The 21,807-nt window shown below is 65.6% G+C and carries 17 protein-coding genes; 9 read left to right on the top strand and 8 right to left on the bottom strand.

The genetic code is table 11. The features are described 5' to 3' along the window. The first annotated feature begins 27 nt into the window (after positions 1-27). Positions 28-2,874: an isoleucine--tRNA ligase gene (gene ileS / locus ABT392_RS09735; protein WP_395385887.1), complete on the top strand. Its 2,847-nt coding sequence runs from the start codon at positions 28-30 to the stop codon at positions 2,872-2,874. 62 nt (positions 2,875-2,936) lie between these two features. On the opposite strand, the gene ABT392_RS09740 is transcribed toward ileS, so the two are convergent. Further along, entirely contained in the window at positions 2,937-3,449 is a 513-nt protein-coding gene (locus ABT392_RS09740; RefSeq protein WP_334275668.1) for a DUF1269 domain-containing protein, read from the bottom strand. 166 nt (positions 3,450-3,615) lie between these two features. Here ABT392_RS09740 and lspA point away from each other — a divergent pair, with 166 nt between their 5' ends. The 3 genes from lspA (at position 3,616) to ABT392_RS09755 (ending at position 6,584) form a co-directional block, all read left to right on the top strand. Next, positions 3,616-4,107 (top strand): signal peptidase II, encoded by a 492-nt coding sequence (gene lspA / locus ABT392_RS09745; RefSeq protein WP_334275669.1) that lies wholly within the window; start codon positions 3,616-3,618, stop codon positions 4,105-4,107. A gap of 103 nt (positions 4,108-4,210) precedes the next feature. After that, positions 4,211-5,008 carry a DUF2189 domain-containing protein gene (locus ABT392_RS09750; protein ID WP_334275670.1) on the top strand — a complete coding sequence of 266 codons (798 nt, stop codon included), beginning with the start codon at positions 4,211-4,213 and terminating at the stop codon, positions 5,006-5,008. Positions 5,009-5,084: 76 nt separating this feature from the next. Further along, a complete protein-coding gene (locus ABT392_RS09755) occupies positions 5,085-6,584 on the top strand; it encodes an ATP-binding protein (RefSeq protein WP_395385886.1) in 1,500 nt (499 codons plus the stop codon). Here the strand turns inward: ABT392_RS09755 and ABT392_RS09760 are convergent. Continuing rightward, positions 6,564-7,553: a quinone oxidoreductase family protein gene (locus ABT392_RS09760; protein WP_395385885.1), complete on the bottom strand. Its 990-nt coding sequence runs from the start codon at positions 7,551-7,553 to the stop codon at positions 6,564-6,566. The genes ABT392_RS09755 and ABT392_RS09760 overlap by 21 nt on opposite strands. 71 nt (positions 7,554-7,624) lie before the next feature. Here ABT392_RS09760 and ABT392_RS09765 point away from each other — a divergent pair, with 71 nt between their 5' ends. Beyond that, positions 7,625-8,557 (top strand): DMT family transporter, encoded by a 933-nt coding sequence (locus ABT392_RS09765; protein WP_334275674.1) that lies wholly within the window; start codon positions 7,625-7,627, stop codon positions 8,555-8,557. Here ABT392_RS09765 and ABT392_RS09770 read toward each other — a convergent pair. From ABT392_RS09770 to ABT392_RS09795, 6 genes are all read right to left on the bottom strand, one after another. Then, complete coding sequence (locus ABT392_RS09770) at positions 8,554-9,504, bottom strand: CsgG/HfaB family protein (protein ID WP_395385884.1); 951 nt, start codon at positions 9,502-9,504, stop codon at positions 8,554-8,556. The genes ABT392_RS09765 and ABT392_RS09770 overlap by 4 nt on opposite strands. Before the next feature lie 80 nt (positions 9,505-9,584). After that, on the bottom strand, positions 9,585-11,960 hold the full coding sequence (locus tag ABT392_RS09775) for a penicillin acylase family protein (RefSeq protein ID WP_464970962.1): 2,376 nt from the start codon (positions 11,958-11,960) through the stop codon (positions 9,585-9,587). A gap of 52 nt (positions 11,961-12,012) precedes the next feature. Further along, complete coding sequence (locus ABT392_RS09780) at positions 12,013-12,918, bottom strand: DMT family transporter (RefSeq protein WP_395385882.1); 906 nt, start codon at positions 12,916-12,918, stop codon at positions 12,013-12,015. A 49-nt stretch (positions 12,919-12,967) separates the two neighbouring features. Beyond that, positions 12,968-14,080, bottom strand: a complete 1,113-nt coding sequence (locus tag ABT392_RS09785; protein ID WP_334275678.1) for an ABC transporter substrate-binding protein — start codon at positions 14,078-14,080, stop codon at positions 12,968-12,970. Positions 14,081-14,703: 623 nt separating this feature from the next. Continuing rightward, positions 14,704-16,272 (bottom strand): peptide MFS transporter, encoded by a 1,569-nt coding sequence (locus ABT392_RS09790; protein ID WP_395385881.1) that lies wholly within the window; start codon positions 16,270-16,272, stop codon positions 14,704-14,706. 147 nt (positions 16,273-16,419) lie between these two features. Next, positions 16,420-16,821, bottom strand: coding sequence for a VOC family protein (locus ABT392_RS09795; RefSeq protein ID WP_334275680.1), 402 nt, complete (start codon positions 16,819-16,821; stop codon positions 16,420-16,422). A 218-nt stretch (positions 16,822-17,039) separates the two neighbouring features. Between ABT392_RS09795 and ABT392_RS09800 the strand changes: the two genes are divergently transcribed. The 4 genes from ABT392_RS09800 (at position 17,040) to ABT392_RS09815 (ending at position 21,797) form a co-directional block, all read left to right on the top strand. Then, the gene (locus ABT392_RS09800) at positions 17,040-18,065 is read left to right on the top strand and encodes a GGDEF domain-containing protein (protein WP_334275681.1); all 1,026 of its coding nucleotides are present in this window, start codon (positions 17,040-17,042) and stop codon (positions 18,063-18,065) included. A 95-nt stretch (positions 18,066-18,160) separates the two neighbouring features. After that, on the top strand, positions 18,161-19,729 hold the full coding sequence (locus ABT392_RS09805) for a sensor histidine kinase (protein WP_334275682.1): 1,569 nt from the start codon (positions 18,161-18,163) through the stop codon (positions 19,727-19,729). Positions 19,730-19,734: 5 nt separating this feature from the next. Continuing rightward, on the top strand, positions 19,735-21,060 hold the full coding sequence (locus ABT392_RS09810; protein WP_395385880.1) for a DUF3422 family protein: 1,326 nt from the start codon (positions 19,735-19,737) through the stop codon (positions 21,058-21,060). Continuing rightward, complete coding sequence (locus tag ABT392_RS09815; RefSeq protein WP_334275684.1) at positions 21,057-21,797, top strand: Crp/Fnr family transcriptional regulator; 741 nt, start codon at positions 21,057-21,059, stop codon at positions 21,795-21,797. The genes ABT392_RS09810 and ABT392_RS09815 overlap by 4 nt, the downstream gene beginning before the upstream one ends. The last annotated feature ends 10 nt before the right edge of the window (positions 21,798-21,807 follow it).

Genomic DNA, 21,807 nt, shown 5'->3' on the forward strand with positions numbered 1-21,807 from the left:
CCGGCCCGCCGCCTCTGATCGCACGCCATGACCGACGCCGCCAAGCCCGACTACCGCTCGACCCTGAACCTGCCCGACACCCCCTTCCCGATGCGCGGCGACCTGCCCAAGCGCGAGCCGGGCTGGGTCAAGCAGTGGGAAGAGCAAGGCACCTACCAACGCCTGCGTGACGCCCGCGTCGGTCGGCCCAAGTTCGTCTTGCATGATGGCCCGCCCTACGCCAATGGGCAGATCCACATCGGCCATGCCGCCAACAAGATCCTGAAGGACATGATCGTCAAGGCCCGCCAGCTGGAAGGCTTTGACGCGGCCTACATCCCCGGCTGGGATTGCCATGGCCTGCCGATCGAGAACCAGATCGAGAAGACCTTCGGCCGCGGCCTGCCGCGCGATGAAGTGCAGGCCAAGAGCCGCGCCTATGCCGGCGAACAGATCAACGCACAGCGCGAAGACTTCAAGCGCCTGGGTGTGCTCGGTGAATGGAGCAACCCATACCGCACGATGGACTTCAAGAACGAGGCCGGCGAGATCCGCGTCCTGAAGCGCCTGTTCGAGCGCGGCTTCGTCTACCGCGGCCTGAAACCCGTCTACTGGTGCTTCGACTGCGGCTCCTCGCTGGCCGAGTTCGAGATCGAGTATGCCGACAAGCAGTCGCCCGCGGTCGATGTGGCCTTCCTGAGCGCAGAGCCAGAAAAGCTCGCTGCGGCGTTCGGCTTGAGTTCGCTCTCGAAAGAGGCATTCACGGTCATCTGGACCACGACCCCCTGGACCATCCCGGCCAACCAGGCGCTCAACCTCAACCCCGAGCTGAGCTACGCGCTGGTGGACACGCCACGCGGCATCTTCATGGTGGCCGAGGCCCTTGTCGAGAAATGCCTGGCCCGCTGGAAGCTGGAAGGCTCGGTGCTGGCCACGACGGTCGGCAAGAACCTCTCGATGCTGAAGTTCAAGCATCCGCTGGCGCATGTCGACGCGGGCTACGACCGCGAAAGCCCTGTCTACCTGGCCGACTACGCCACGGCCGAAGACGGCACCGGCGTCGTGCACTCGGCACCCGCCTACGGCCTGGACGACTTCCAGAGCTGCGTCTCGCATGGCATGGCCTTCAAGGACATCCTGAACCCGGTGCAAGGCAATGGCGCCTACGAGGCCGAGCTACCGCTGTTCGGCGGTCTGCACATCTGGAAAGCGAACCCGGTGATCGCCGAGGCGCTGGAGAACGCGGGCCGACTGCTTTCGCACGTCAATATCACCCACAGCTATCCGCATTGCTGGCGCCACAAGACGCCGGTGATCTACCGCGCTGCCGCCCAGTGGTTTGTGCGCATGGATGACGGCGATGGCCTGTTCACGCAGGACAAGGCGCCGAAGAGCCTGCGCCAGACAGCGCTGGAAGCGATCGACGCGACGAGCTTCTACCCGGAGAACGGCCGCGCGCGTCTGCGCGACATGATCGCCGGCCGGCCCGACTGGTGCATCTCGCGTCAGCGCTCCTGGGGCGTGCCATTGCCCATCTTCCTGCACAAGGACAGCGGCCTGCCGCATCCGCAGACCCTGGAATTCATCGAGCGTGCCGCGCAGCTGGTGGAAGCCGGCGGCGTGGAAGCCTGGGCCAAGCTGAACCCTACTGACTGGCTCGGCGCTGAAGCTGAGCAGTACAGCAAGGGCAGCGACATCCTGGACGTCTGGTTCGACTCCGGCTCGACCTTCCAGCATGTCCTGAAGGGCAGCCACGCCGGCGCCGCTCATGCTGAAGGCCCGGAGGCTGACCTCTACCTCGAAGGCCATGACCAGCATCGCGGCTGGTTCCATTCCTCCTTGCTGATCGCCTGCGCCCTGTATGGCCGCGCGCCGTACAAGGGCCTCTTGACGCACGGCTTCGTCGTGGACGGCCAGGGCCGCAAGATGAGCAAGTCGGTGGGCAACGTGGTGGCGCCGCAGGCAGTGAGCGACAAGATGGGCGCGGAGATCCTGCGCCTGTGGACGGCCGCGACCGACTACTCTGGCGACCTGGGCATCGACGACAAGATCCTGGCTCGCGTGGTGGACGGCTACCGCCGCATCCGCAACACCTTGCGCTTCCTGCTCGCCAATGTGGCGGACTTCGACGCCAGGAGCGATGCCGTGCCGCTGGAGCAGATGCTCGAAGTGGACCGCTATGCGCTGGCGCGCGCTGCCGAGTTCCAGGCCGAGGTCCTTTCGCACTACCAGCGCTACGAGTTCCATCCGGTGGTGGCCAAGCTCCAGGTCTATTGCTCGGAAGACCTGGGCGCCTTCTACCTGGATGTGCTGAAGGACCGGCTCTACACGACGGCACCAAAGAGCCTGGCGCGCCGCTCCGCGCAAACCGCGCTGTGGCAGATCACGCATGCAATGCTGCGCTGGATGGCACCCTTCCTGAGCTTCACGGCCGAGGAAGCCTGGCAGACCTTCGATGGCGACCATGCGGGCAAGAGCATCTTCGTCGAGACTTACTGGCAGTTCGACAGCGGTGCTGACAACGCAGCGCAGTTGGCCAAGTGGAGCCGCATCCGCGAGATCCGCGAGGCGGTCAACAAGGCCATCGAGGCGGTGCGCACGACCGGCGCTGTCGGCTCATCGCTGCAGGCCGAAGTTGCCCTGGGCCTGCCAGCCGACGAATTGGCCTTGCTGCAGAGCCTCGGCGAAGACCTGCGCTTCGTGCTGATCACGTCGGCCGCGACGATTGCCGCAGCGCAAGAGCTGAGCATCAATGTCACGCCTTCTGCGAACCAGAAGTGCGAGCGCTGCTGGCACTACCGCGCCGACGTGGGCGCCAACGTGGCGCACGCGACGCTTTGCGGCCGCTGCGACAGCAATCTGTACGGCGACGGCGAGGCCCGCAGCATCGCCTGAACTCGTGTTCTGACGACACTGCAAAGAGCAAGGGCGCCCTCGTGGCGCCCTTCTTCATGCCCTCACGGGAAGGCCGGTACGTTGGGCTCCAGGCCCTCGAAATGCGCTTCCGGATGGGTGCGCTCCAGCAGCTCCTCGATGTCGGTGACGCGGGTGCGCGGCACGTCGACCATCAGGAGGTACTGGCCTTCGGCAATCTGTTTCTCGAAGCGCTTCAGACGGCGGCTTGGCGTGGAGCTGCCGATCATGCTGGACGACCAGGTGCCGAGCACAGCACCCAGGCCGGCCAGGGCGATCACGACGGCCTGCGGAGCCGCGCCCGTGCCGGTGAGCACATAGGCAGCCACCACACCGCCGGCGGCGCCGAGACCGGCACCGACCAGCAGACCGGTCTGCGCGGCTTCGACGAGGTCGGAGGTTTGCAGGATGTTGGCCGCATGCAGGCCGGTCATGTCCGAACCGTCCTCGGCGACGAAGTGGATATGACGATCCGAGACCCGGGCCAGCAGCAGCTCGTTCATCGTCTTGCGGGCTGCGTCAAGGTCGGGCAGCAACCAGTAGATGCGTTTGCGCATTGAACTCTCCTAGCCCCGGAGGTTGGGCGGCACGCGCCGCGTGACCGGGTGCGACCGTTTTACTCCTCGCCTTGACACTGCGCAAGACCGGGGGCGCGGGGGAAAACGCTACAGTAGCGGCCACTTACGCAGCTGCGCCAACCGAATCCCTTCCGTTCACCTGCCCATGGCCTTCAAACCGAGTAGTTCGCCCCGCCTGATCCAGTGGCTGATGATTGCCCTGCTCGTGATCATCACCGATCAGCTGACCAAGGTGCTGATCGTTTCCCAGTTCCAGTACGGCGACAGCCGCTTCGTCACCAGCTTCTTCAACCTGGTGCGCGCCCATAACACCGGCGCCGCCTTCAGCTTCCTGGCCCATCACGACGGCTGGCAGCGCTGGTTCTTCGTCGGCCTGGGTTTCGTGGCCACAGGCTTCATCCTCTGGCTCCTGCGTCGCCACGGCCACCAGACGCTGTTCGCCTGGGCACTCTCGCTGATTCTCGGTGGCGCGCTGGGCAATGTGATCGACCGGCTCTGGCACGGCTATGTCGTGGACTTCCTGCAGGTCCATGCGGGCGGCTGGTACTTCCCGGCCTTCAATGTGGCGGACAGCGCGATCACGCTGGGTGCCATCCTCTTGATCCTGGACGAATTGCGCCGCGTCAAGCGTGGCTGAGCGCACGCAGCGGGTTGTGCAACAAGAGCCAGGGCTGCTGGAAACTACGCTGGTGCAGGCACCAGTCCCGACCTAGGCTGCCACGCAAGGAGGCGCATGCGCGATGGCAGAACCTGGCAATGACAGCGGTGGTGGCGACGACAAGGCAGTCCCGATTTCGGCTTTCGATCTGCCCTTGAACCGGCTCGGTCTGAGCGCGCCATTGCACTGGCTGGCGCTCGGCTGGCGGGACTTCCGTCTTCAGCCGACCATCGGCCTGTTCTTCGGCTTCTGCTTCGTGGCCATGGGCTGGGCACTCCTCGAAACCTACCAGCGCTCGCCCGCCTGGATTCTCTGGCTCTCGGCCGGTTTCCTCCTGCTGGGGCCGCTGCTGTGCATGGGCCTCTACCAGGTCAGCTTGCGGCTTGAACGTGGCGAGAAACCCTCGCTGGTCGACGCACTGACCGCCTGGCGCACCCGCACCGCGCAACTTGCCATCTTCGGCTTCGCGCTGCTGATTCTTGAAATGCTCTGGGGCCGATCCGCCCTCGTCGTATTCGCGGTGAGTTTCGAGGGCATGCCCGAGCTGGGCGGCTCGCTCGGCAAGTTGCTGGACCCCGAGAATCTCGGCTTCCTCGTCAGCTACCTCTGCGTCGGTGCTGTGTTTGCCGGGCTGATCTTCGCCATCAGCGTGATCTCGATACCGATGATTCTTGATGAACAGGTTGATGCCATCACCGCCGCCCTCACGAGCCTGCGCCTGTGCCTGACGCAGCCGGGCGTGATGCTGGTCTGGGGCGCCCTGATCACCGTGCTCGTGTTGCTGGCCATGCTGCCAGGCTTTGCAGGCCTGCTGGTGCTCGGACCCGTGATCGGCCATGCCAGCTGGCATGCCTACCGTGCGGCCGTCGGCACGCGATGAAGCCTCCCACTCACAAGCTGTCTCAGTTGGAGGCCTCAAATACGCGCCACAATGCGCGCTGCCGCACCGACCACCCATGCTTGATTTCTCCAGCCTGACGCACTATGACTGGCTCGACACCCCGATGTGGGTGTTCGACCCCAAGGCCGAGCGCAATCTCTGGGCCAATGCGGCTGCGCTGAGCTTCTGGCAGGTGGAAAGCGCCGAGATGTTCCTCTCGCGCAACTTCCAGGATCCGACCGAAGCAGTGCGCGAGCGCCTGGCCGTCACCGCGGCCGACCATGCCCAGGGCAAGATCGTGCGCGAGCAATGGACGCTCTACCCCAAGGGCAAGCCGACCACGGTGATGCTGGCCTCGCGAGGCATCCAGACACCGGACCGCCGCGTGGTGATGCTGATGGCGGCCCAGTCCCTGCCCCACGGCACCGACAAGAGCATGCTGCGCGGCGTCGAAGCCTTGCAGCACACCACTGCCCGTATCGCCATGTTCAGCCTGCGCGATGGCCAGGCTCTTTTTCTCAACCCGACGGCTGCCCAGGCCTTCGGCGTGCAGGCTGAGGCCGGCGCTCTGGGTTTTGCCGACGTGTTTGCCAGCCCCGACCTGGCCTCGCTGATTCGCCGCCATGTGCAAGGCGGCAAGAGTTTTCAGGCCGAGCTGGAACTCAATACCGTCGACGGCATTCGCTGGCACAGCATCGACGCACGGCCGATGCGAGACCCTGTCAGTGGCGACCCAGTGCTGCAGTTCAACGCGCGAGACATCAACGACTTCCGTCTGGCGCAACAGGCGCTGACGGTCGCACGCGAAACAGCGGTGGCCGCCAGCCAGGCCAAGAGCACTTTCCTGGCCAACATGAGCCACGAGATCCGCACGCCCATGAACGGCGTGCTGGGCCTGACCGAGCTGGTGCTGCAGACCGAGCTGGATGATCGTCAGCGCAGGTTCGTGCAGATGGCGCATGACTCGGCCAAGTCGCTGATGGGCCTGATCAACGACCTCCTGGACGTGGCCAGGATCGAAGCGGGCAAGGTGGCCATCGAGCACCAGCCCTTCACGCTCTACGACTGTCTGCGCGATACGACCCAGCCGCTGCAACTGCAGGCACAGGAAAAAGGCTTGATCCTCGGCTCGCGCATCCAGCCGGGCGTGCCACCCTATCTGGTGGGTGATGCGCTTCGGCTGCGCCAGGTCTTGACCAATCTGGTCGGCAATGCGGTCAAGTTCACCGAGCGCGGCGAGATCCGCATCGAGGTGCGCCGCCTGGACGAAGGCCGCGCTGGCAGCGGGCCGGAGCCGGTGCACCTGAGCTTCTCGGTCAGCGATACCGGCATCGGCATGAGCCGAGACCAGATCGCGCGCATCTTCGACCCGTTCACGCAGGGAGACGCCAGCATCACGCGGCGCTTCGGTGGCACGGGCCTGGGCTTGACCATCGTGCAGCGCCTGGTCGCGCTGATGGGCGGGCGCGTGCACGTGGAAAGCCAGCCGGGCACCGGCAGCAGCTTCAGCTTCGAGATCACGCTGATGCGCGGCCTCGATCCGACGCTGGCCGCTTCAGACGAGAAGAACGCCTGAGCCCACCGTCGTTCGAGCTTCCAGCTCGCGATGCGCCTGCGCCACCTCGGCGAGCGCATAGCGCTGCGACACGTGGATCTTGACCTTGCCGCTCACCACCATTGCGAACAGATCGTCCGCCATGGCCTGGCTCGCTTCGCGCGAGGCCAGGTGGGTGAACAGCGTTGGCCGCGTCAGATAGAGCGAGCCCTTGGCTGCCAGCAGGCCGGTATTGACCGGCGGCACCACGCCCGAGGCATTGCCGAAGCTGACCATCAGGCCGAAGGGGCTCAGGCAATCGAGCGAGCCCTCGAAGGTGTCGGCGCCCACCGAGTCGTAGACCACCTTCACGCCGCGGCCTTGCGTGATCTCTCGCACCCGCTCGGGGAACTTCTCCTTGCGGTAATTGATCGCAACCGCCGCGCCGTTCTCGACAGCCAGCGCACATTTCTCGTCTGAGCCCGCCGTGGCAATCATCTGCAGGCCCAGAGCGCGTGCCCATTGGCAGGCAATCAGACCCACGCCACCCGCGGCGGCATGGAAGAGCACCTGATCGCCCGCTTGAAGCCCGCCTTGCGGCAGGGTGCGGCGCAAGAGGTATTGAGCCGTGAGGCCCTTGAGCATCATGGCGGCGCCGGTCTCGAACGAGATTTCGTCCGGCAGGCGCACCACCGAACGTGCCGGCATCACGCGCGCGGTGCAATAGGCGCCGATGGGCTGGCTGGCATAGGCCGCACGGTCGCCCACGCGCAGATGCGTGACGCCCTCGCCCACCGCCTCGATCACACCGGCGCCTTCCATGCCCAGGGTCTGCGGCAATTGCAGCGGGTAGACACCGCTGCGGTGGTAGATGTCGATGTAGTTGAGCCCACAGGCGTGGTGACGGATGCGGATCTCGCCGGCCCCCGGCTCGCCCACTTCGACCTGCTCCAGCTTCATCTGCTCGACGCCACCGGCCTGGTGGATCCGTACTGCGGTCTCTGTTGCCATCGCGGCTGCTCCGTCATTGGAATTCCGCTATCGTGCCAGCCTTTGCCAGCCTTTGCTGAAGCGCGCCGCCGATGAAGCTGTCCCCTCGCCTGGCCCTCTTGCTGACCATGCCACCGCTGCTGTGGGCCGGCAACGCCGTGGTCGGCCGCCACATGGCCAGCCAGATACCGCCGCTGCTGCTCAACGGCCTGCGCTGGGCGCTGGCGGGCTTGCTGCTGCTGGCCATTGCACCGAACGCCCGCGCCCTCCTGCGCAGCCCTGCGCCGATGTGGCAGCGTTGGCAGCACCTGGCGCTGCTGGGCTTCCTGGGCATGGGCTGCTACAACGCGCTGCAGTACCAGGCGCTGCGCAGTTCCAGCGCGCTCAACGTGACCTTGATCGCCGCGAGCATGCCCTTGTGGATGCTTTCGGTCGGCGCGCTTTTCTATCGCGTGCAGCCCACGCGCCGGCAGCTGGCAGGCGCCCTGCTCTCGCTGGTCGGCGTGGCGCTGGTGCTGGCGCGCGGCTCATGGGCGGCGCTGATGCAGGTGCATTTCGTGACCGGCGACCTCTTGATGCTGCTGGCGGTGTTCAGCTGGTCAATCTACAGCTGGCTGCTCGCCAAGCCGCCCGCCGGCATGCGCGACGAGCAGGCGCCCGGCTGGGACTGGGCCGCCATGCTGATGGCGCAGATCGCCTTTGGCGCCCCCATCGCGCTGGCCATGGCCGGCCTCGAACAGGGCTATACCGAGCAGGCCGTGCACTGGGGGCCAGGTCTTGCCCTGGTGCTGGCCTATGTGGCCATCGGCCCTTCCCTGATCGCCTACCGCTGCTGGGGTCTGGGCGTGGCTCAGGCCGGTCCGGCGCTGGCAGCCTTCTTCGTCAACCTGACGCCGCTGTTCGCGGCGCTGATGTCGGCGGCCCTCCTGGGCGAATGGCCGGCCTGGTACCACGGCGCGGCCTTCGCGCTGATTGCCGGGGGCATCTGGATCTCCTCCGGCAAACCAAGCCGATCCTCGGATTAAGGCCCGACCAGCGTGCGCTGCACCCAGCCGCTGAAGTTGGCGGCATCGACGCGCACAAAGCCGTTCTTGACCTCGCCGCTGGCCACCAGGTCGTCGTTCTTCGTCAGCGTGGCGACCACCTTGGAGTCGCGCGAAGCATCGGCAAAGACCTTGACGTTGGCGATCTTGGCATGCAGCACCTGACCGGCCTGTTGCGGCGCCTCGGCCTTGGTGGAGCCGGCTGCATTGATATCGCTGGAGGCGCTGCTCGTCTTGATCAGGCTCTCCTTGTCGCGGATCTCGATCACGATCTTGTTGAAGTTGTCGAGGAAGCTGGCTGCCACGACCTTGCCTTCGGGCGTGCTGGTGTAGCCGCCGAGGCCACCGACCACACCGCCGCCATAGCCCCAGCTGCCGACCGAGAAATCGGTCTTGCTGGCCTTGCCTTCGGCAGCCGCCACCTGGATGCTGGAGCGCACGTCGGCAATCATCAGGCTCGTGGAGGCTTCCTTGAACTTCAAGCCGCCGGCAATGGCGCCGAGCACACCCAGCTTGCCGCCGAGAAAGCCGCCGATGCCACCCGTGGTCTTGGCGCCCACCTGCACATTCGGGGTCATCACGAAGTCGGCCGTCTGCATCTGGCCCTTGCCGACATTCGATTCCTGGCGAAGCTCACCGCCTGCGGCCAGGGCACGCTCCTGCTGGATATTGGCCATGGCCTGGCCACGCTCGACCACATCGAAGCAGCCCGACTTCTGGATCATCAGGCGCAGCAGCGCCGACGGTGAGCCCAGGCCGTAGGAAGAGATATGGTGCCAACCCTGCTGCGGCTCGACCACGGCGATGGCACCCAGCTTCTTGGGGCAAGTCTCGATCTTGGAGTCGTCTTCGGCCCGCACCGCAGTCGACAGCAAGGCCAGTGGAAGGACGCAGGCCGCAGCCAGCAATGTGGAAGCATTCTTGTTCATGGGGACCATCTCGCAGCTGAAAAAAAATCGATCTTGCTCCGCCGACGAGACGGTGCCAATCCCTTGGAGACTAGGGTATCTCAGGTTTGCGGCCTGAGAAGCAGGCGGTGGCGCGTCTCACCGGGCAGGAAGGGCAAGGGCGTGCCCTGCAGCCAGGCTTCGTGATCGGCCCGATAGAAAGGCGACAGCGGATGCCCGGACTGTCCGCCCGGCACGCTCAGGATGCCTTGTTCCTCGCGCCCTGGCGACACCACCATGCGCTCGGACTGGCCATGGCCGCCGACCTGCACCCGCGGCATGTGGCGGTCGCCGCCCATCGGCGTGTCGGGCATGTCCAGCCAGCGTGAGAGCCAGGGCAAGGCCGGGCTCAGCGGATGCCGGATGCCGGCCCGGTTGTGATGGCCCCACGAGGCCTGAGCCAGCGGTTCCGTCTTGCTCAGGACAGTGGCGCGGCTGTCCAGCAGGGCTTGCTGCAGGAAAGCACCCCAGCTGCTGAAGCCCTTGGGCAGCGCATCGGCGCGACGCGCCTGCAGCAAGGCCCAGCCCGGTGTCTCGGGCACCCATTTGAGATCGCGCAGGCGCAACTGCCGGGCTTCCAACTGGGCGGCCAGCGGCGCGAACAGCTGCTCCAGCACGCGGTCGCGGAAGGCTCGCACCAGCGTGTAGCCGATGGCATCAGGGGCCGCTTCGGCGGCTGCGGATTCGACGAATCCTCGGTAGTCCGCCAGGCCTTGCTGTGCCACGAATTCGGGCTTGAGCACCTGTTCCAGCAGGAGCTTGCGCCAGCGCTGCAGGAAGATGGCGCGCTGGTCGAGCTGGATGGCGTGCAAGGACGCTTCGTCATGCTTGGCGAGCCTGGCCAGGCCGTCGCGGATCTGCTGGCCACGGGCGCCGAGGTCGTAGCCGCCATTGCCTATCATGGCCAGCGTCGCGCCGCCGACGACGCGGGCATTCGCCGTCCACAGCAGGCCGTCCGCCGGGTCGAGCAGGCGCGGATGCTGGTCAAAGCCTGCATAGCCCTGCCAGCCCTGGCCCGCAACGCTCCAGTCCTGGGGAGTGTCGAAGTCAGCCAGCTGGCGCAGCGGCACGGCGCCGGCCAGCGTCCAGCCGATCCTGCCGCTGGCATCAGCCACCAGCATGTTCTGCGCTGGCAGGCCGGCACCGACGGCGATCTTCATCGCCTCGTCAAGCGATGCGGCACGCGCCAGGTCCTGCACGCGGAAGTTCAGGGCCTGCGGGTCATGCGCCACCCAGCGCAGCGCATGGCCCTCGTGGGGGGCGTTCAGGAGCGGCCCCCATTCGCTGTCCTTGAACTCCACATCGACCGTCTCGCCACCCGCCACGGCAATCCGCTCGATGCGTCGCTTGAGGGGCTTCTCGCCATCAGGCGTCTGGTAGTGCGTGCCCGCGGCATTGAGCTTGAGGGCCACCACATCGGCCCAGTCGGCCGTGGCGTTGGTGAAGCCCCAGGCGACGTGCCCATTGCTGCCTGCCACGATGGCCGGCGTACCGGGCAGGCTCACGCCGGAAACACGCCAGGGGCGGCCGGCCTCCTGCCACTGCAAGCTGGCCTTGAACCAGGTGCCGGGCACGCGCAGGCCCAGGTGCATGTCATCGGCGAGGATGGCCCCACCATGGCGGCTGCGCGAGGCGGCGACAGCAAAGTTGTTACTGCCGATGTCGCGGCTGTCGCGCAGCTCGCAGTTATTGCAGGCGCTGCTCTTGCTCGCCCAGGGCCAGGCGCTTGCGGGCACCGGCACCGGCTGCACCAGGCTGCCGTCAAGCGGTGCCTGCCAGTCGGCGCTGTGCTGGGTCATGAACGCGTACCAGTCGCCCGTGACGGAGGACTTCAGCAGCGCCATGGCGAGGTCGTCGCGGCCCTGCGCGCTCTGCAGGTCCAGATACATACCCAGCACCACCAGCAGCGAATCCGGTGCCGTCCAGGGCAATGGCGGCTGGCGAAAGAGGCCGTATTCGAAAGGCCGCACCTTGAGCTGGCCGAAGCCTTCATTGACGCCCTGCGCATAGGACTGCAGGAGATGCCGCTGGCTTTCGGGCAGGCCGGCAAACATGCGCTCGGCGCGCTGACGGAAGCCATGCAGGCGCCGCCCCTTGTCCAGTGGCAATGCCTTGGCACCGACCAGCGCCGACAGCTCGCCCGCCGCATTGCGGCGCATCAGGTCCATCTGGAAGAAGCGTTCCTGGCCGTGCACAAAGCCCAGGCCGCGCACGGCGTCGAGCTGGCTTTGCGCCTTGACCGTCAGGTAGCCCCGCTCGTCTCGCAGGAGTTCCACCGGCGCTGCCACCGGCCCGACTGCTTCACCCTCCAGCTGTGCCAGGCTGCCGCGCCAGCCGAGGTAGAGCATGGCGAGCAGCATCAAGACCAGGAACAGAAGACTCCAGAGAACACGGCGTATCCACAGCATCGGCTCTTCCCAACGACGAGGTGCCGGCATTCTCGGCCCAGGCGTCGCGTCAGCGGCCCTGGCAAATCCACAGACTGTTGGATCAGCGCCAACGGCTCAGCAGCCAGACGCCGCCCATCACCAGCAGCGTGCCGGCCGCGACCCAGGGCGTGAACGGCTCACCGAGGATCAGCACACCCATGAGGATGGTGGACATGGGGCCGATCATGCCGGTCTGCGCGGCCAGCGGCGCGCCGATGCGTTCGATCGCCATCATCACCATCAGCACCGGCGCGAAGGTGCAGGCTGTCGCATTGAGCAGGGACAGCCAAAGCACCGGCTGTGCCAGCTCGGCCAGACCGGAGATCGGCCGCAGGACCAGGAACTGGGCAATGCACAGGACGCAGGCGACCGAGGTGGCCAGCCCGGTCAGGCGCAAGGCGCCGAGGCGCCGCACCTCTTCGCCGCTGTACATCAGGTAGAGCGCATAGCTGAGCGCGCTGCCGAACACCAGCACCGCGCCCAGCATCACGTCGCTGCCCTGCAGGTGCAGCTCCTGGCCGAACACCACGAACACGCCGGCATAGCTGATGAGCAAGGCCCAGAGCTGGCGCGCCTGCACCTTCCTGCCCAGCAGCGCCCAGCTGAGGAAAAGCACCAGCGTCGGATTGAGGTAAAGGATCAGCCGCTCGAAACTGGCGCTGATATAGGCCAGGCCGGCAAAGTCCAGAAAGCTGGCGAGGTAGTAGCCGCTGAAGCCCAGACCAAGCAAGGCCAGCCAGTCGCGCCGGGTCAGGGGCGGCTTGCCGCGGCCGGCGAACCAGGCCAGCAGCAGGAACAGCGGCAGCGCAAAGAGCATGCGCAGCATGATCAAGGTGACCGCATCGACGCCATGCCGGTAGGCCAGCTTGACGATGATGGCCTTGCCCGAGAAGGCAATGGAGCCCGCGCCGGCCAGCAGCAGGCCAGGCGCTATCGAACGGGAACCTGCAGTGGGCGAGCCGGGCATCGGCTCATTCTGTCAGAGCCCCTGCAGGCTCGAAGGCCCGCAGCCTTAGTTATCGCCAGAACTTGCCATCGGGTCCGATGATGGCGATATCGGCGAAATCCAGGCCGCTGTGCTTCTTTGAATTGAAGCTCAGCTCGAGGCCACCGAGGTCGAAGCGCTGCATGCTGTCCAGCGCCTTCACCAGGCTGCCACGGTTCAGGTCCTTGCCCGCACGGCGCAGACCCTCGACCAGCACCTTGGCCGAGGCATAGCCTTCCAGATGGGCCGGGCTCAGCTCGACCAGGCCTCGCAGCTTGGCCTGCTCCTGGGCCTGACGCACCAGCTCGGTCGAGGCCGAGCGCTCGTTCGGGAACAGCTGGGTGACGATGACGCCCCGGCCCTGCTCCTTCAATTGCTTGACGAATACGGGGCTGGCGTTGTTGGACAGGGTCACGACCTGGGCCATCGACCCTGCGGTGCGCAGCGCGGCGACGAAGCCAGCGGCGGCATCGGCTTCGCAGATCAGGAGCACCGCCGGGATGTCGGCCTTGGCGAGTTGCTGTGCGAGGGCCTGGTAGGCCGGGGCCTTCGGCGCGAATTTCAGGTGCGCGCGCGGCCGCATGCCGGCCGCACTCAGGCCCCGCAACGCCGCCTGGGCGGCGTCGTTGCCGAACTTGTCTTCGGACTGCAGCACCGTCAGGCTCTGCACACCCATATTGCGCAAATGGCTCACGGCCCGTTCGGCCTCGCGGTGGTAGCCGGCGCGGACATTGAAGACAAACGGGTTGACCGGGTCGTGAAGCAGGAGCGCGCCGCTGGTGGGCGCCACCAGCGCGAGCCGGTGCTGCGAGAGCAGCGGCAGGATGGCTTCGTTCTGCGAGGTGCCGCCGGTCATGAACAGCGCCAGCACGCCCTGGTCGATCAGGGCCTTGGCGTTGGCTGCACTGGTCTTGGGGTCGAACTTGTCGTCCAGCGTCACCAGCTCGATCTTCTGGCCGCCGACACCGCCGGTGGCATTGATCTGGTCGAAGTACAGCTTGGCGCCGTCGCGGTTCTGCTGTGCCATCAGGCCCGCCGGGCCGCTGAAATCTGCGGTCTGACCGATCTTGATCTGGGCCTGCGCCGCCGTGCCCAGCAAGGCACAGCAAGTCAATGCAGAAAGCATCACGGCCAGCTTCTTCATCGCCCACCCCCACTTGTTGAAGTGCGCGGATTGTGGCGGGCGTGCCTCGCACAAACACCGGTGAAATCCCGGTGCCTGGCGTGAAGGAGCGTGAAGATTTGGCAGTGCCGAAAGAAACCCCGCCACGGGGTTCAATAGACCCGCGGAAGAACAGCGAGAAGCAAATAGGTTTATCGCCGCTGGCGTCTCCTGCCGGCACTTTGCAGCCGTTCGCGTTGAAGCTCGTTCGCGCTGCCGAGGCCATCGGGTGAGGGCTTGTGCTCCTGTCCCCCGGACCGGGCTTCGCCCGATCCTCCTCCTTTACCTCGCCCAAACCCTCACCCGACACCCTCGGCCGAACCTGCGCATGCCACCAGGCGAAGGCCACAGTGGTGCGGATCAGGTCGGCAGTGGGTTTCCCGAAGCGAGGTAAAGGAGGAGGACCTGGCGCAGCCAGGGCCGGGGGACACGAGCGCAGGGGAACCCGCTGGCGGCCTGATCTTCGACCAACAGAGGAACAAGAAAACGAATGGCAGCAATGTGCCGTTTGGCGTCTTTCCTGGAGTTGGTTGGAGAACCAAAAGAAACACCGCCGGCCGCGGCATGAGCCACGGGGCGGCGGTGTCAGGCCGGAGCCTTTGGTCTTACTGGATGCCGTGCATATTGCGATGCATCCACTTGTTCAGCAGCATCATGATCAGACCGGCGCCGATCGGGATGATGGTGAAGATCAGGAAGAAGGTAGACATCGAATAGGTGTGGGCAATCTGCTCGATGTAGGAGCCGGTCATGCCGGCCAGGAAGTTGCCGATGAAGGTGTTCAGGAACCAGACGCCGAACATCAGGCCCAAGAGGCGCGGTGGCGCCAGCTTGGAGATGTAGGACAGACCCACCGGCGACAGGCACAGCTCGCCCATGGTGTGCAGCAGGTAGGCCAGGGTCAGCCAGATCATGCTGACCTGGGCAGTCTTGGCTCCGTTGGGGATGCCAGCTGCGCCGTACGACAGGGCCGCAAAGCCGAGGCCCAAGAGCACCAGGCCGATGCCGAACTTGATCGGGCCGCTCGGATTCCAGTACTTGCCCCACAGGCGCGAGAACATCGGTGCCAGCACCACCAGGAACAGGCTGTTCAGGATGCCGAACCAACTGGCCGGAACGCTGGAATCCTGGTTGACGAACTCGCGCATCAGCATCCACACCGTCAGGTACCAGATGCCGGCAATGCAGCTGACCAGCAGCAGGTTGGAGAGCAGGTAGCGCTTGGCCGTGCCGAAGAACAGCTTGATCAGCAGCCAGGTCAGGATCAGCAGCGGAATGACCGTGATCAGCGTATTGACGATCTTGAAGGTCGTGCCGGTCGAGCCGGTGAGGCTTCGGTCGGTGAAGTCACGCGCGAAGATCGTCATCGAGCCACCGGCCTGCTCGAAGGCGAACCAGAAGAAGATGGTGAAGAACGAGAAAGTGAAGATGGCCTTCAGGCGGTCTTTCACAACATTGGCGGGCGGCTCCTCGGCCACCGGCACATGCTCGGCCTTGGCTTGGGAGAGGCTCAAGCCGATCTTGCCGAAGATGCCCTGGCCGAAATAGAACTGCAGCGCGCCGAGGATCATGAAGACCGCGGCCAGGCCGAAGCCATAGGACCAGGAGATCTTCTCGCCGATGTAGCCGCACAAGAGGATGCCGAAGAAGGCACCGGAGTTCACGCCCATGTAGAACAGCGTGTAGCCGCTGTCGCGGCCGCCCTCGTTGTCCTTGCCGTAGAGCTGGCCGACGATGGCCGAGATGTTCGGCTTGAACAGGCCGGTACCCAGCACCACCAGGCTCAGGCCCAGGTAGAAGGTCGGCTTGGTCTCCATGAACATCGAGACGTGGCCAGCGGCAATCATCAGGCCGCCGATAACGATGGCGCGGCGCAGGCCCAGCACCTTGTCAGCCAGGTAGCCGCCAAAGATGGGGGTGAGGTAGACCAGGCCGGTGTACCAGGCGTACAGCTTGCCGGCGTCCTTGATGTCCCAGCCCCAGCCGCCGTTGAGCGTGGTGGCGGTCAGGAACAGCACAAGCAGCGCGCGCATGCCGTAGTAGGAGAAGCGCTCCCACATTTCTGTGAAGAAGAGGACGAACAGCGCGTCTGGATGTCCGAGGATGGTGTGCGGCGCTGCCGCTGCGCCGGGCGCGGCTGCGCCCGGTTTCAGTGTCGTGGTGGTCGAGCTCAAATCTGAACCTCAGTAGAGGAAGACAATCTTTCAAGGGCCGGGTGCGGGTAGCACCACCGCCTTGGCGGGGACAAAAATCAAAGCCGACGGATTGTCGCCTCAGGCCCCTCAGGGTTACCCCGGGGCATTCCCCAACAGCCGAACCCCTCAAGCCGGGGGCGGCTCCCACAGCTCGATGCGGTTGCCCTCGGGGTCCATCACCCACGCGAACTTGCCGTACTCGCTCTCGTCGACCTTGTCGTCCACCTGGCAGCCTTCGGCGCGCAGCGCCGCCACCAGCCCATGCAGGTCGGCGACCCGGAAATTGATCATGTAGGGCGCCGGGCTTGGGTCGAAGTACTTGGTGTCACCGTCGAACACCGTGAACAGGGTCATGCCGCCATCCGGCTCGGTGCGGCCCTCGTTCTTCCATTGGAAGACGGCGCCACCCCAGTCCGCGATGGCTATGCCCAGATGGGTGCGGTACCAGGCTCGCAGCGCGGGTGCGTCACGGCCCTTGATGAAGATGCCGCCGATGCCGGTAACGCGGGCCATGACCTTCTCGCTCATCGCTGTCTCCTGTTGTGCTCTGTGGACTGCGGCAATTCTGCAACCAGATGCGCGGCAGGATGTGAAGTCCGCACGCGTATCGCCATCGCGTGCGCTTCTCGCCCCAAATCTCATCCCACGTCCATCGCCAGATCGCCCATGCTTGCGCCGGTAATAGATGGCACCTCAGGCCTCCAGGCCGCGTGATTGGTGCTGCGAAGTCGTTTGGAGTAGCACCGATGAGATACACAGACAGCATGGAGCGCAGTGCCGAGCACTTGCGCGCGGCACTGGCGCAGATGACGCGCCAAAGATCCGCATTGCATCCCACCAGCTATGCCATCTGGTACGAATACGTCAGTGGCCGCAACCCGGACTTGCGACACGCGATGAACCAGATGCTGGCAGACGGTGCCACGCTGGACGAGGCCCAGACCTGGAGCCTCTACACCACCCATGTGGGCGAATGGGATTCCCCCGGCGCGAAACGCATCAGCGATGGTTTCCAGCGCGTGCTCAATGGCATCGCCGCCTCGGCAGCGCATGCAGGCGACCACACGGCCCGCTTCGGCAATGAGCTGAGCGAGCTGTCCCTCAAGCTGGAGAGCGACGCTGCGCCCGCCGAGACCGTGCGCGAGATCCTCAGCGGCGTGCGCGAGCTCAGCGGCGTGATGTCCTCCTTGCAACACAAGTTGGATGCCAGCCGCAACGAAATTGCCGAGCTGCGCCGTGAGGTCGAGCTGGCGCGCAATGAAGCGCTGGTGGATGCCCTCACCGGCCTGGCCAACCGACGCGCCTTCGATCAGGAGCTGGCTCAGGCCATCCAGAGCGGCGAGAGCCTGCAGGCGCCCTGCCTGATGCTGGGAGACATCGACTTCTTCAAGCGCCTGAACGACAGCTATGGCCATGCCTTTGGCGACCAGGTGCTGCGCGGCGTCGCCCAGACCATGAAGGGCATCGCCGCGGCGCCGGCGCTTGCCGCCCGAGTCGGCGGCGAGGAGTTCGCGGTGTTGTTGCCCGGCAGCACGCTGCAGCAGGCGCAAGCCTTGGCCGAGCAGATGCGCCAGAGCATCGCCGCCGGCCGCATCCGCCGAGGCACAAGCACGCAGGACGACGAAAGAGTCACCCTCTCCTTCGGCGTCACCCAGCTTGCGGTGGGCGAGAGCGCCAACGAGTTCTTTGAGCGTGCCGACCGCGCGCTCTACGCATCCAAACGCAGCGGGCGCAACTGCGTCACGGTGCTGGCCGCGCGCGCAGCAGCCTGAACGCGCAAAGCAGTCCGTCACAGCCCTCACGATCTGCTAATCTCCGACGGCACAGCCGCAACCATTAGCGGCGAACTTGTCGGGAGTGACTCGCCTTGCTGCTGAAACAGTCTTCGCTGCGCTATGCCGTCGTGGCGGCTTTGGGGCTGGGCCTGCTGGTGCCCACCATTGTTGCCCTGGTGGTCGAGGCCAACTACGCCGAGAGCGTGGCCAAGGAAGACCTTCAGCGCGACCTGAGCCGCAGCACCGAGGTGCTGGCACTGTCACTGGCCGAACCGGTCTGGCAGGTCTCGCCCGATCTCGCCGAGCCCATGATCAAGGCGCAGGTCAACGACCCGCGCTTTGTCTCGGTGCTGGTGGTCGAGCCTTCCAACCCCAAGCCCTTCTACGAAACACCCCAACGCGCTGACGTTGATCCCAAGCTCACGCTCAGCGAAACCCGCCCGGTGCTGCGCGACTCCCGCGAGATCGCCAAGTTGACGGTGGTCATGAGCGCCGAACCCTTCCTGGCGCGCAAGCGGGCCGACCTCTGGAACCAGGTGGTGCGCAGCGTGGGCACGCTGATCATCTGCGCCGGTTTCACACTGCTGGCCCTGCGCACCCGCGTGCTGCAGCCAATGAGCCGGCTCAGCGCCGCGGCCGAAGAGCTGGCGGCCGGCCACCTGGAAAAACCGCTTGAGATCGGCGCCGGCGACGACGAGATCGCCCGCGTGGGCACCGCGATGGAGCGCATGCGCCAGGCCCTGCTGGCCGCGTTCGAATCGCTGCGCATGCACAACAACACGCTGGAAGACCAGGTTTCCCAGCGCACCAACGAACTGACCCGCGCCAACGCCGAGCTGACCACCACGCTGCGCAACCTGCAGACGGCGCAGCGCGAGCTGGTCGAGGCCGAGAAGCTGGCCTCGCTGGGCCGCCTCGTGGCCGGCGTGGCCCACGAGCTAAACACACCGCTGGGCAACGCCCTGACCGTGGTCTCGGCCCTGGAAGACCGCTACAACCAGCTCGACCAGATGATGAGCTCGCAGACGCCGATACGGCGCAGCCTGCTCGAAGAATTGGTGAAAGACACGCGGCGCGGGCAGGACATCCTGCAGCGCAATGTGCAGAAGGCCGCCGACCTGGTGCGCGACTTCAAGCAGGTGGCCATCAACCAGACCAACGACGCACGCGGTGAGTTCGACCTGACCCGCGTGGTGGAAAGCCAGCTGGTGATGGTGGAGCCCAGCTTCAAGCGCACCCGCTACGAGATCATCACCGAACTGCAGCCCGGCCTCACGCTGGACAGCTACCCCGGCGCCCTGGGCCAGGTGCTGACCAACCTGCTGATGAACGCGCTGCTGCACGGCTTTGACGGCCTGGAGAGCGGCACCGTGCGCATCAGCAGCCGCAATGTGGGCGAAGACGAAGTCGAGCTGAGCGTTGAAGACGATGGCCGCGGCATGGACGAATCGGTGCGGCGCCAGATCTTCGACCCCTTCTTCACGACCAAGCTGGGCACCGGCGGCTCGGGCCTGGGCATGCACATCGTGCACAACATCGTCACCAATGTGCTGGGCGGCTCCATCGAGGTGATCAGCGCGCCGGCCAAGGGTTGCCACATGCTGGTGCGCATTCCGCGCGTCGCGCCCGAGCGGGCGGCCGCAGAAGAAACGGGCGGCTGAGCCCGGTGGAGCAAATACAAAGGCTGCCGGCCGAAGAAGCCTTGCGGCGTGCGCTCCATGACGAGATCCATGCACGTCCGCCAGCCCAGATTCCGGTGCCTGCCCGGGTTCGCCTGGTCGCCGTACTGAACAACGGCCTCAGCCCATCGCAGGAACTGGCCCACCTGAGAACCTTGCCGGGTCAGGCCGACCTGCCCGATCTGGCTGTGGTCAGCAACTTCTTGAGCATAGACCTTGGCTCGAGCACCCTGCTTTGGGAGCGGCACAGCGAGTTCAGCCGCTACAGCGTGATCTCGCCAATGTTCAGCGGCGGCACGACGACCGCTGCGGAGGATGCCGGGGTGATTGGCGATGACTGGATCAGGGCCATCCCCGGACCGATGTTCGCCGCCATCGAACTCCAGCTGATGGAGGGGCCGCTTGAACCCTGGGCCGACGCCCTTGCCACCGCACAGGCCTGCTTTGGCGCTTCGCAGACGACGGCCTCGTTGCTCGGACAGGGCCATTCGCTGGCCATGACCGATTTCCAGATCCGGGAAGATGGCTATGAGCACTTCGTGGTCATACTGCCGCCAGGCGCAAGCAGCGGCCGCGCCGGACGGGTGAGCCAACGACTGCTCGAGCTGGAGGTCTACCGCCTGATGGCCCTGCGAGGGCTTCCAGTGGCCAAGCTAATTTCGCCGCTGCTGAACGAATGCGAGCGTCAGCTGGCTGAACTTACAGCGGCCCTCGAAGCGCGCAGCGTGGGCGAAGCCGCGCTGCTGGACCAGTTGATCCACCTGGCCGCACAGGTCGAGCGAGCCACTGCTGAACACAGCTTCCGTTTTGGTGCAACACGGGCCTACGCCGGACTGGTGGATCAGCGTCTGCGCGAGCTGCGAGAACGCCCGATTGCCGGCACGCGCATGTTGGGTGACTACCTGATGCGGCGGCTCACGCCGGCGTTTGCCACCGTCTATGCCGCAGAGCGACGCCTCGCCGAGTTGTCGGAGCGCATCGCCCGCGCCAGCGCCCTGTTGAGGACGCGGGTCGACATTGCCACCGAGGCCCAGAATCAGCGGCTGCTGGAAGGCCTCCACCAGGGCCAGGCGCTGCAACTGCAACTGCAAAGCACAGTGGAGGGCCTGTCCATCGCCGCCATTTCGTACTACGTTGTCAGCCTTCTGCTGTACGGTGGCAAGGCTCTCAAGGCGAGCGGCTGGGGCTTGTTCAACCCGGAACTGTTCGCCGGCATCGTGATGCCACTTGTGCTTTTCCTTGTCTGGCGGGCCACGCGCCGCGTCCACGCGCGACTGTCATCCACCACCGAACATCAGGCCCGATCACGATGACCGGACGCATCATTCCGTTGTACCGCCAAGACTTCACGCACCCGCAGGCCCAGGCCTGTGCCCGCTGCGGCGTGCGAGAGGTGGCGCTGTTCGGCGCCCTGCCCGACGAGGCACTTGATCAGATACACCAACACATCGCCGAAGAACGACTCGCACCGCGCCAAGCGCTTTTTGAACTGGGGCACAGAGCCGACGCGCTTTACACCGTGCGATCAGGCGTTCTGCAGTTGGAGCGGGTCAACGAAAGGGGGGACCGCCGTGTGGTCCGGCTTGCCGGGAGGGGTGATCTGCTGGGGCTCGAGGCCATGCTACTTCAGCCCTACGGCGCTACCGCGGTGGCCTGCACGCAGGTCGAGGTCTGCAGGATTCCCCGCAGTTTGCTGCAGGAGCTCAGCACAAGCCAACCGAGCCTTTCCGCAGGACTGATGCAGCGCTGGCAACAGGCACTGTCGGGCTCCGAGGAATGGTTGGTGGAACTCTCAATGGGTCCATCAAGACGCCGGGTGCTGCAGTTGCTGCGAAAGCTGTCGGAATACGCAGAGCCGGCACCCTTGAGCAACATCTGGCTGCCAAGTCGGGAAGACATGGGGGCCATGCTGAACATGACCATCGAAACCGCCAGCCGCATGGTGAGCAGCCTCAAGCGCGAGGGTGTGCTGCTGGAGGTGCAGAGCCGTCAAGCTTGTCTGAACACTGCCGCCCTCGCCGAAGCGCTCCAGGCGGCCGACGGCGATTGAATCGCTGACC

It is taken from the genome of Paucibacter sp. JuS9, assembly GCF_044043925.2.
Classification (GTDB): Bacteria; Pseudomonadota; Gammaproteobacteria; order Burkholderiales; family Burkholderiaceae_C; genus JAUASW01.

Bases quoted from the DNA above. Each gene is read 5' to 3' on its own strand.
- ileS (WP_395385887.1), top strand. From the start codon at position 28: ATGACCGACGCCGCCAAGCCCGACTACCGCTCGACCCTGAACCTGCCC.
- ABT392_RS09740 (WP_334275668.1), bottom strand. From the start codon at position 3,449: ATGCGCAAACGCATCTACTGGTTGCTGCCCGACCTTGACGCAGCCCGC.
- lspA (WP_334275669.1), top strand. From the start codon at position 3,616: ATGGCCTTCAAACCGAGTAGTTCGCCCCGCCTGATCCAGTGGCTGATG.
- ABT392_RS09750 (WP_334275670.1), top strand. From the start codon at position 4,211: ATGGCAGAACCTGGCAATGACAGCGGTGGTGGCGACGACAAGGCAGTC.
- ABT392_RS09755 (WP_395385886.1), top strand. From the start codon at position 5,085: ATGCTTGATTTCTCCAGCCTGACGCACTATGACTGGCTCGACACCCCG.
- ABT392_RS09760 (WP_395385885.1), bottom strand. From the start codon at position 7,553: ATGGCAACAGAGACCGCAGTACGGATCCACCAGGCCGGTGGCGTCGAG.
- ABT392_RS09765 (WP_334275674.1), top strand. From the start codon at position 7,625: ATGAAGCTGTCCCCTCGCCTGGCCCTCTTGCTGACCATGCCACCGCTG.
- ABT392_RS09770 (WP_395385884.1), bottom strand. From the start codon at position 9,504: ATGAACAAGAATGCTTCCACATTGCTGGCTGCGGCCTGCGTCCTTCCA.
- ABT392_RS09775 (WP_464970962.1), bottom strand. From the start codon at position 11,960: ATGCCGGCACCTCGTCGTTGGGAAGAGCCGATGCTGTGGATACGCCGT.
- ABT392_RS09780 (WP_395385882.1), bottom strand. From the start codon at position 12,918: ATGCCCGGCTCGCCCACTGCAGGTTCCCGTTCGATAGCGCCTGGCCTG.
- ABT392_RS09785 (WP_334275678.1), bottom strand. From the start codon at position 14,080: ATGAAGAAGCTGGCCGTGATGCTTTCTGCATTGACTTGCTGTGCCTTG.
- ABT392_RS09795 (WP_334275680.1), bottom strand. From the start codon at position 16,821: ATGAGCGAGAAGGTCATGGCCCGCGTTACCGGCATCGGCGGCATCTTC.
- ABT392_RS09800 (WP_334275681.1), top strand. From the start codon at position 17,040: ATGAGATACACAGACAGCATGGAGCGCAGTGCCGAGCACTTGCGCGCG.
- ABT392_RS09815 (WP_334275684.1), top strand. From the start codon at position 21,057: ATGACCGGACGCATCATTCCGTTGTACCGCCAAGACTTCACGCACCCG.